At 66.5% G+C, this 8,888-nt stretch carries 11 protein-coding genes; 8 read left to right on the top strand and 3 right to left on the bottom strand.

Annotation, left to right across the window (positions count from 1 at the left end):
- From ACTIFJ_RS09250 to ACTIFJ_RS09215, 8 genes are all read left to right on the top strand, one after another.
- Nucleotides 1-310: sensor histidine kinase (locus tag ACTIFJ_RS09250; protein ID WP_439533818.1), on the top strand; the 310-nt coding region annotated here is incomplete at its 5' end.
- A gap of 137 nt (nucleotides 311-447) precedes the next feature.
- On the top strand, nucleotides 448-1,440 hold the full coding sequence (locus ACTIFJ_RS09245; RefSeq protein ID WP_439533817.1) for a substrate-binding domain-containing protein: 993 nt from the start codon (nucleotides 448-450) through the stop codon (nucleotides 1,438-1,440).
- Nucleotides 1,440-2,855, top strand: a complete 1,416-nt coding sequence (pstC, locus tag ACTIFJ_RS09240; RefSeq protein ID WP_439533816.1) for a phosphate ABC transporter permease subunit PstC — start codon at nucleotides 1,440-1,442, stop codon at nucleotides 2,853-2,855. Before ACTIFJ_RS09245 ends, pstC begins: the two co-directional genes overlap by 1 nt.
- Before the next feature lies 1 nt (nucleotide 2,856).
- A complete protein-coding gene (pstA, locus tag ACTIFJ_RS09235; RefSeq protein WP_439533815.1) occupies nucleotides 2,857-4,179 on the top strand; it encodes a phosphate ABC transporter permease PstA in 1,323 nt (440 codons plus the stop codon).
- 29 nt (nucleotides 4,180-4,208) lie between these two features.
- Nucleotides 4,209-4,955: a phosphate ABC transporter ATP-binding protein PstB gene (gene pstB, locus ACTIFJ_RS09230; protein ID WP_439533814.1), complete on the top strand. Its 747-nt coding sequence runs from the start codon at nucleotides 4,209-4,211 to the stop codon at nucleotides 4,953-4,955.
- Between the two features lie 14 nt (nucleotides 4,956-4,969).
- Nucleotides 4,970-5,710, top strand: a complete 741-nt coding sequence (gene phoU, locus ACTIFJ_RS09225) for a phosphate signaling complex protein PhoU (protein ID WP_439533813.1) — start codon at nucleotides 4,970-4,972, stop codon at nucleotides 5,708-5,710.
- Entirely contained in the window at nucleotides 5,710-6,426 is a 717-nt protein-coding gene (phoB, locus tag ACTIFJ_RS09220; RefSeq protein WP_439533812.1) for a phosphate regulon transcriptional regulator PhoB, read from the top strand. The genes phoU and phoB overlap by 1 nt, the downstream gene beginning before the upstream one ends.
- A gap of 70 nt (nucleotides 6,427-6,496) precedes the next feature.
- Complete coding sequence (locus tag ACTIFJ_RS09215) at nucleotides 6,497-7,408, top strand: SDR family NAD(P)-dependent oxidoreductase (protein ID WP_439533811.1); 912 nt, start codon at nucleotides 6,497-6,499, stop codon at nucleotides 7,406-7,408.
- 35 nt (nucleotides 7,409-7,443) lie between these two features.
- On the opposite strand, the gene ACTIFJ_RS09210 is transcribed toward ACTIFJ_RS09215, so the two are convergent.
- From ACTIFJ_RS09210 to epsC, 3 genes are read right to left on the bottom strand one after another with little or no spacing between them, the layout of a single operon-like run.
- On the bottom strand, nucleotides 7,444-7,851 hold the full coding sequence (locus ACTIFJ_RS09210; RefSeq protein ID WP_439533810.1) for a GFA family protein: 408 nt from the start codon (nucleotides 7,849-7,851) through the stop codon (nucleotides 7,444-7,446).
- Between the two features lies 1 nt (nucleotide 7,852).
- Nucleotides 7,853-8,215 carry a DUF2794 domain-containing protein gene (locus ACTIFJ_RS09205; RefSeq protein WP_439533809.1) on the bottom strand — a complete coding sequence of 121 codons (363 nt, stop codon included), beginning with the start codon at nucleotides 8,213-8,215 and terminating at the stop codon, nucleotides 7,853-7,855.
- A gap of 2 nt (nucleotides 8,216-8,217) precedes the next feature.
- The gene (epsC, locus tag ACTIFJ_RS09200; protein ID WP_439533834.1) at nucleotides 8,218-8,880 is read right to left on the bottom strand and encodes a serine O-acetyltransferase EpsC; all 663 of its coding nucleotides are present in this window, start codon (nucleotides 8,878-8,880) and stop codon (nucleotides 8,218-8,220) included.
- Nucleotides 8,881-8,888: the final 8 nt, after the last annotated feature.

Raw genomic sequence — 8,888 nt, 5'->3', positions numbered from 1 at the left:
GCCGGCGACGGCGGCGCACGGGCCGCAGGTTCGCATCGCCGTCAAGGATCGGGGCGAGGGGATCGCGCCCGAGCATCTGCCGCGGCTGACCGAGCGCTTCTACCGGGTTGATTCGCAGCGGTCCCGCAAGATGGGCGGCACCGGGCTGGGGCTGGCGATCGTCAAGCATATCGTCGAGCGGCATCGCGGCCGGCTGGAAGTGGAGAGCCAGCTGGGCGAGGGCACTACCGTCTCGTTCACCTTGCCGCAGGCGGCGGTGCGCGTCGAAGCGGAGGCGAACCCGGACCCGGTGCCGGCGCCGCTGTCATGAAACGGTCATCAAACTGTCATAGGCCGCGCATCAACGGTCGCTAGAGCGGCAGTTGCGAGAGCGACATGGGTGCCAGACGACGCGCGCCGGGAGACATTATTTTGCGGGCAATCCAGTTGGGGGCATTGGCAGCAGCCGTGGCGGCGCTTTCCGCGACGCCGGTCGCGGCGCGGACCCAGCTGCGGATCGTTGGCTCGTCGACGCTCTACCCGTTCGTCACCGCGGTTGCCGAACAGTTCAAGCGCGCCAATCCGCAGTTTCCCGGGCCGATCGTCGAATCGACCGGCACAGGCGGCGGCATCAAGCTGTTCTGCTCGGGGATCGGCGAGCGCTTCCCCGATGTCGCCAATGCCTCGCGGCGGATCAAGCCGGGCGCCGATTGCGCGAAAAATGGCGTTACCGACATCATCGAGGTGCAGATCGGGCTCGACGGGCTGGCGGTGGCGCAGGGGCGCGCCGGGCGTTTTCCGGGGATGACCGAGGAAGAAATATACCGGGCGCTCGCCGCTATGCCCTATGGCCGGCCGCAGCGGGCGCGGCTGTGGAGCGACATCAACCCGCGGCTGCCGCGTATCCGCATCGAGGTGCTGGGGCCGCCGCCGACGAGCGGTACGCGCGATGCCTTCAACGAGCTCTATATGGACAAGGGCTGCAACGCCAATCCGGCGATGAAGGCGCTGAAGGCACGCGACGCCGACCGGCATGCCCAGATCTGCACGGCGATGCGCGAGGACGGCGCCTATGTCGAGGCCGGCGAGAATGACAATCTGATCGTCCAGAAGCTGGCCGCCAACCCCAATCTGCTCGGCGTGTTCGGCTATTCCTATCTCGAGGAAAATCTCGACAAGGTGAAGGGTGTACCGATCTCGGGGGTTGAGCCGACCTATGACAATATCGCCACCTTTGCCTTTCCGGCCTCGCGGCCGCTCTATGTCTATGTGAAGGCGCAGCATATGCGCAGCGTGCGCGGCATGCAGGCATTCCTGACCGAACTGAGCCGGGAGTCGACCTGGGGCCGCAAGGGCTATCTGGCGCGACGCGGGCTGGTGGCCTCGCCTGATCCGGTGCGGGCGGCCAATGCCGAGGCGGCGCGCAAGCCGGTGCTGCTCGATCCGGCGGACGTGCTCTGATGTCGCTGACGATGCTGATTTTCCTGGCCTTCGGGCTCGGGCTGCTGGGCTTCTTCATGGGCCGGGCGCGCGGCACGGCGCTGTTTGCCGCCAATGCGGCGACGGCGACGACCGCCAAGGCGCGGATCGGCGGGGTGCATTCGCGGCCCGGCTATCATGGCGGCTATGTCGGACTGTTCGCGCTGATGCCGGCGCTGCTGGTGGTGCTCGGCTGGGCAGTGGTCAGCGACGACTTCATTGCCGGGCGCGTCCTCGACACGGTGCCGGCGGCCGAGCGGCCGGTCGGTGACCTCGACCGGATCTCGTTCATGAACGAGGTCAAGGGACTGGCGGCGGGCGAGATCGAGGAGCCGTTCAACGAGGCGACGCGGCCGGCGGCGGTGGTTTATGCGACGACGCGGAGCAACTATAATCTGCTGGCCGGCGCGGTGGCGCTGACGCTGGCGAGTGTCGGCGGGCTGTTTGCCTTCTCGCGGCTGCGGCCGCAGTTCCGGGCGCGCAACAAGGTCGAGGCGGCGGTGCGGCTGGCCTTGATGACCGCGTCGCTGGTGGCGATCCTGACCACCTTCGGCATCGTGCTCAGCCTGATCTTCGAGAGCCTGCGCTTCTTCCAGTTTGTGTCGCCGCTCGAATTCCTGTTCGGCACCCGCTGGTCGCCGCAGACGGCGATCCGTGCCGACCAGGTCGGCTCGTCGGGGGCGTTCGGCGCGGTGCCGCTGTTCTGGGGGACGATCTTCATCGGCGCGATCATCGCGATGATCGTGGCGATCCCGCTTGGGCTGATGTCGGCGGTTTATTTGACCCAATATGCCGATACCCGGCTGCGCAAGATATTGAAGCCGATGCTGGAATTGCTCGCCGGCGTGCCGACCGTGGTCTACGGCTTTTTCGCGGCGCTGACCGTGGCGCCGGCGGTGCGCGACTTCGCCGTGTGGCTGGGGATGCGCGAGGCCAGTTCGGAATCGGCGCTGGCGGCCGGGCTGGTGATGGGGATCATGATCATCCCGTTCGTCTCGTCGATGGCCGATGATGCGCTGAACGCCGTGCCGCGGGCGATGCGCGACGGCAGCCTGGCGATGGGAGCGACGCCGTCCGAGACGGTCAAGCGCGTGCTGCTGCCCGCCGCGTTGCCCGGCATCGTTGGTGGCATCCTGCTGGCGGTCAGTCGGGCGATCGGCGAGACGATGATCGTTGTGATGGCAGCCGGGCTGGCGGCGAACCTGACGCTCAATCCGTTCGACAGCGTCACCACGGTGACGACGCAGATCGTGGCGCTGCTGACCGGCGACCAGGAATTCGACAGCCCGAAGACGCTGTCGGCCTTTGCGCTGGGGCTGGTGCTGTTCTGCATCACCCTGGTGCTCAACATCTATGCGCTGGCAGTGGTGAAGAAATATCGCGAGGCTTATGAATAACATGGCGAGCCTGGCCACCCCCGCGCCGGTTGCCGGCACCCGGCCGCCGACCGACTGGGCATCGCCGGCGATGCAGCGGCGGATTGCCCGGCGCTATGCGTCCGAGCGCAATTTTCGCTGGCTGGGGCTGGGGGCGCTGACGCTGGCTGCCGGCTTCCTGGCAATCCTGCTGTTCACCATCATCCGCGATGGCTGGACCGGCTTTATCGACACCGAAGTACGGGTGTCGGTGACCTATGACCCGGCGGTGCTCGGCATCGATCCGGCGGCGATCGGGCTGGGCGCGGACGAGGCGACCCGGCGCGTGACGCTGCGCCAGGCCGATTATGCCGGGCTGATGCTCAAGGCCTCCGAGCAGCTGGGCGATTATGATTCGGTCGTCAGCGAAGGCGCCTGGCTGGCGTTGCGCGACGCGCTGGAGGCCGATCCCGGCCTGCTCGGCAAGACGGCGAGCGTCTGGGTGCCGGTGCGCAGCTCGATCGATTTGCTGGCCAAGGGCAAATTCGATCTCGACGCGCCGGCGCTGACGCGCGGGGTGAGCGACCGCGACATTACCGCGTGGCGCGAGCTCTCCGAGCGTGGGTTGTTGCGGTCGGGGCTGAACACCATCTTCCTGAGCACGGCGGATTCGACCGTGCCCGAGCTGGCCGGCATCTGGGGGGCGGCGCTGGGCAGCCTGTTGACGCTGATCGTCACCATCTCCTTTGCCTTTCCGATCGGCGTGCTGGCGGCGATCTGGCTGGAGGAGTTTGCGCCGAAGAACCGCTGGACCGACCTGATCGAGGTCAGCATCAATAATCTGGCGGCGGTGCCGTCGATCATCTTCGGGCTGCTCGGGCTGGCGGTGCTGCTGAACTTCTTCGGGCTGCCGCGTTCGGCGCCGCTGGTCGGCGGGCTGACGCTGGCGCTGATGACGCTGCCGGTGATCGTGATCTCGGCGCGGGTGGCGATCAAGTCGGTGCCGCCGTCGATCCGCAACGCGGCGCTCGGGATCGGTGCCTCGCCGATCCAGGTGGTGTTCCAGCATGTGCTGCCGCTGGCGATGCCGGGGATCATGACCGGCACGATCATCGGCGTGGCGCGCGCGCTCGGGGAGACGGCGCCGCTGCTGCTGATCGGCATGCGGGCGTTCGTGGTCGACACGCCGCAGGGGTTCACAACGCCGGCGACGGTGCTGCCGGTGCAGGTCTTTCTGTGGTCCGACGATGTGGCGCGCGGGTTCATCGAGAAGACCTCGGCGGCGATCATCGTGCTGCTGGTCATCCTGGTGATGATGAACAGCGTCGCCATCTATCTCCGCAATCGCTTCGAGAGGCGCTGGTGAACAGTTATCCTGAAAACACGCCCCCGAAGATGTCGGCACGGGATGTCAACGTCTTCTATGGCACGACGCAGGCGATCCGGAACGTATCGCTCGATGTTCATGCCGACAAGGTGACCGCGTTCATCGGCCCGTCCGGCTGCGGCAAGTCGACCTTCCTGCGCTGCTTCAACCGGATGAACGACACGGTGGAGAGCGCCCGGGTGGAGGGCGATATCCGGCTCGACGATACCGATATCCATTCGCCGGAGATGGACGTGGTGCAGTTGCGCGCCCGGGTCGGCATGGTCTTCCAGAAGCCCAATCCGTTTCCCAAGTCGATCTACGAGAATATCGCTTATGGGCCGCGCATTCATGGGCTGGCGGCGGGCAAGGCGGATTTCGACGTGATCGTCGAGCGGTCGCTGCGCCGCGCCGGGCTGTGGGACGAGGTCAAGGACCGGCTGCAGGAGAGCGGCACGGCGATGTCCGGCGGCCAGCAGCAGCGGCTGTGCATTGCGCGGGCCATTGCCGTCGACCCCGAGGTGATCCTGATGGACGAGCCCTGCTCGGCGCTCGATCCGATCGCCACGGCGCGGATCGAGGAATTGATCGACGAATTGCGCGGCCGTTATGCGATCATCATCGTCACCCACAACATGCAGCAGGCGGCGCGGGTCAGCCAGAAGACCGCCTTCTTCCATCTCGGCTCGATGGTCGAATATGGCGACACCAGCATGATCTTCACCAATCCTGCCGAAACCCGCACCAAGGACTATATTACCGGCCGCTACGGCTGACCAAGGACCAGGAAATGACCGAGACCGACCGCCATACCGTCAAGTCCTTCGACGACGACATCGGCCAGCTGCGTGCCATCATCAGCCGCATGGGCGGGCTGTGCGAGGTGCAGATCGCCGCTGCGGTCGATGCGCTGGTGACGCGCAATGTCGACGCGGCGATGCGCGTGGTCAACGACGACAAGCGGATCGATGCGCTCGAGGCCGAGGCCGAGGCGCTGGCGGTGCGGATCATCGCCCTGCGCGCGCCGCTGGCCAATGACCTGCGCGAGATCGTGGCAGCGCTGAAGATGGCGGGTGTGCTCGAGCGGATCGGCGACTATGCCAAGAACATCGCCAAGCGCGCCTCGGTGCTGGCGCAGGCGCAGCCGATCGAGCCGGTGGTGATCGTGCCGGAGATGGCGCGGATCGTCGTGGGCATGATCCGCGACGTGCTCGATGCCTTTGTCGACCGCAACGCGGCGCTGGCGCAGGCGGTGTGCGAACGTGACCGGGGCGTCGATGATTTCTACAACAGCCTGTTCCGCTCGCTGCTGACCTTCATGATGGAAAATCCGCATTACATCACGCCGTCGACGCATCTGCTGTTCGTCGCGAAAAACCTTGAGCGGATCGGCGACCATGCCACCGCCATCGCCGAGATGGTCCACTACGCGGTGACCGGCGAGCATATCGTCGACCGGCCGAAGAGTGACAACACCTCCACCTATACCCAGCCCCCTGCGATTGCCTCGAAACCTGAGGAGAGTGAGTGATGCGTCCGAAGATCCTGCTTGTTGAAGACGATCCCCATCTCGTCGAGCTGATCAGCTATAATCTCGAGAAGGAAAATTTCGACGTGATCCGCACCGGCGACGGTGAGGAGGCGCTGGTGCTGGCGCAGGAAGAGAAGCCTGATCTGGTGATCCTCGACTGGATGATCGCCAATCTCTCGGGCATCGAGGTCTGCCGGCGGCTGCGCAGGGCGCCGGCGACCGCCAATCTGCCGATCGTCATGCTGACGGCGCGGGTCGAGGAGGCGGACCGCATCCGCGGGCTGGAGACCGGCGCCGATGATTATGTCACCAAGCCGTTCAGCCCGCGCGAGCTGGTGGCACGGATCCGGGCGCTACTGCGGCGGCTGCGGCCGGCGCTGTCCGGCGGCAACCTCGATTATGCCGGGATCAGCATGGACACCGCCTCACACAAGGTGACGCGCGACGGCCAGCCGGTGCAGCTGGGGCCGACCGAGTTCCGGCTGCTGCGCCACTTCCTCGAGCATCCGGGCCGGGTGTTCTCGCGCGAGCAATTGCTTGATTCGGTCTGGGGGCGCGATGTCTATGTCGAGCAGCGGACCGTCGATGTGCACATTCGCCGGCTGCGCAAGGCGGTCAATGCCACTGCTGGCGGCGAGGAACTGCCCGATGTCATCCGCACGGTGCGGTCGGCCGGCTATGCGCTCGATGTCGAGCTGGAGCCGGTCCGCGCCTGATCGGCGTCGGGGCTTTTACCGTCAGGTTGCTTGCGATATGGCAACGCCCTGTCAGAGGGGCTTTGCATAGATGACAATTCGTTTCGATAATCGTGTCGCCATCGTCACCGGCGCGGGCGGCGGCCTCGGCCGCTGCTATGCGCTGGAGCTGGCGCGGCGCGGGGCGCGCGTGGTCGTCAACGATCTCGGCGGGGCGCGGGACGGTACGGGCGCGTCGCTCGCCGCCGCCCAGGCGGTGGTGGCGGAGATCGAGGCGCTGGGCGGCGAGGCGATGGCCAATGGCGCCAGCGTTACCGATGCCACGGCGGTGGACAAGATGGTCGGCGTGGTGCGCGAGCGCTGGGGGCGGGTCGATGTGCTGATCAACAACGCCGGGATCCTGCGCGACAAGACATTTGCGCGGATGAGCCTGGAGGATTTCCGCAGCGTCATCGAGGTCAATCTGATGGGCTCGGTGATCTGCAGCAAGGCGGTGTGGGCGCTGATGCGCGAGCAGGGCTATGGCCGCATCCTGATGGCGACCAGCTCCAGCGGGCTGTACGGCAACTTCGGCCAGGCCAATTATTGCGCCGCCAAGGCCGGGCTGGTCGGGCTGATGAAGACCCTGGCACTGGAGGGTGCGCGCAACGACGTCCGCGTCAATGCCATCGCGCCGCTGGCGGCGACGCGGATGACCGACGATGTCATTCCCGCCGAAGCGCTGGATCGGCTGGGCCCGGAAAGCGTGGTGCCGGCGGCGATCTATCTGGTCTCGGAAGAGGCGCCGACCAACACCATCCTCAATGCGGGCGGCGGCGGCTTCGAAGCGACGCATGTGACGCTGACGCGCGGCATCCATGTTGCTGGCGCGGCGATGACCGCGGAGACGGTAGCCGAACGGTTCGCCGAGATCATCGACCGCGCCGGCGATATCGTGCCCCAGACCAGCATCGAGCAGGGCGTCGTCGCACTCGGCGCGCCGCTCAGCTTTGAACCATCTTGAGCAGCGTGCAGCCTGGGCTGCTCACCACATAGGCCTCAGCCCTGGGGCGGACCGGCGGGGAGGCGCGGCAGATCGTCGGTAATGTCGAACCACGACAGCTTGTCGGCGACATAGATGTGCAGCCGTGGCCGGAGCGGCTCGGCGTCAGGCGTGTCGAAACCCGGCGCATTGAGCGTGATGAAGGCGCCGTCGCTCGAGGCGAACCACAGCTGGGCGCCGCAGCCGGGGCAGAAGGCGCGGTGCCCGGAATCTGAAGAGCGGTAGGTGGCAACATCGCCGGTGAGGTCCAGATCCCCCGGCATCACCGCCACCCAGGCATTTACCGGCGCGCCGGACAGTCGCCGGCAGATCGAGCAATGGCAATAGCCGGTCATGAGGACGGCCTTGTCGTCGATCGAAAAGCGCACCTTCCCGCAATGGCAACCGCCTTCCAGTCGGCTCACATTAGCGCTCCACCAGTTTCAGCAGCCGCCGCTCCACCACCGCCAGCACGCCGGGAAGCTCATGGCCGCGCTTCAGCACGATACCGCCTTCCCCATATAGCGCCCATTCGCCCTGACGCTGCCGCAGCGCCGGATCCTTGACGATCCGTATCTCGGGATTCTCGGCGGTGCGGCGGAAAGCGGAGAAGCTCGCCTGCTTCGGCCCCAGCGCCAGCGCATAGTCGCGCCACAGCCCGGCGGCGACCATGCGGCCATAGAGGGACAGGATACGGTCGAGTTCGAGACGGGTGAAGCTGACCTGCGGTTCGGTCCGGCTGGCTGTTGGCCCGGAATCCGATCGGGGCAGGGGGGTGACGTTTTCCAACCTCAGCCGGCCTTCCGATCGGCGTCCTCGGTGGTCAAGGCATCGAGGCGGGCGCGCAGCGTTTCGATCTCGCAGCGCAGCAGCTCGATCTTCTGGGTCTCGGGGTCGAACTTCTGGGCGCAGGGCGTGCCATAAGGCATGAACGGCTTGGCATAGTCGCCGGCATCGACCGGTACCGCGCGGGCAGGAATGCCGACCATGGTGGCGCCTGCCGGCACGTCGCGTGTTACCACGGCGTTGGCGCCTACGCGGGCGCGGCTGCCGACGGTGATCGGGCCGAGCACCTGGGCGCCCGAGCCAATGATGACACCGTCCTCCAGCGTCGGGTGGCGCTTGCCGGCGATGCCATTGGCCGGGTCGGTACCGCCCAACGTCACGCACTGGTAGATGGTGACATTGTCGCCGATCAGTGCGGTCTCGCCGATGACCACGAAGCCATGGTCGATGAAGAAATTGGCGCCGATCCGTGCGCCGGGATGGATGTCGATGGCCGTCAGCAGGCGGGAGACATGGTTGACGATCCGCGCCATCAGGAACAGTCGCAGGCCGAACAGCGCATGGGCGACGCGGTGGAAGGCCAGCGCCCAGACGCCGGGATAGGTCAGTATCTCCCATCGCGACCGTGGCGCCGGGTCACGGGACTTGATCGAATCGAGAAAGGCAATGAGCGCCA

The sequence above is a fragment of the Polymorphobacter sp. genome (assembly GCF_051860865.1).
Taxonomy (GTDB): domain Bacteria; phylum Pseudomonadota; class Alphaproteobacteria; order Sphingomonadales; family Sphingomonadaceae; genus Sandarakinorhabdus.
This window is presented reverse-complemented; position numbering and strand designations above follow the sequence as displayed.

What these genes read in the sequence shown, in the direction of transcription:
- phoB (WP_439533812.1), top strand. Translation starts at nt 5,710, where the DNA reads ATGCGTCCGAAGATCCTGCTTGTTGAAGACGATCCCCATCTCGTCGAG.
- pstC (WP_439533816.1), top strand. Translation starts at nt 1,440, where the DNA reads ATGTCGCTGACGATGCTGATTTTCCTGGCCTTCGGGCTCGGGCTGCTG.
- phoU (WP_439533813.1), top strand. Translation starts at nt 4,970, where the DNA reads ATGACCGAGACCGACCGCCATACCGTCAAGTCCTTCGACGACGACATC.
- pstA (WP_439533815.1), top strand. Translation starts at nt 2,857, where the DNA reads ATGGCGAGCCTGGCCACCCCCGCGCCGGTTGCCGGCACCCGGCCGCCG.
- ACTIFJ_RS09215 (WP_439533811.1), top strand. Translation starts at nt 6,497, where the DNA reads ATGACAATTCGTTTCGATAATCGTGTCGCCATCGTCACCGGCGCGGGC.
- pstB (WP_439533814.1), top strand. Translation starts at nt 4,209, where the DNA reads ATGTCGGCACGGGATGTCAACGTCTTCTATGGCACGACGCAGGCGATC.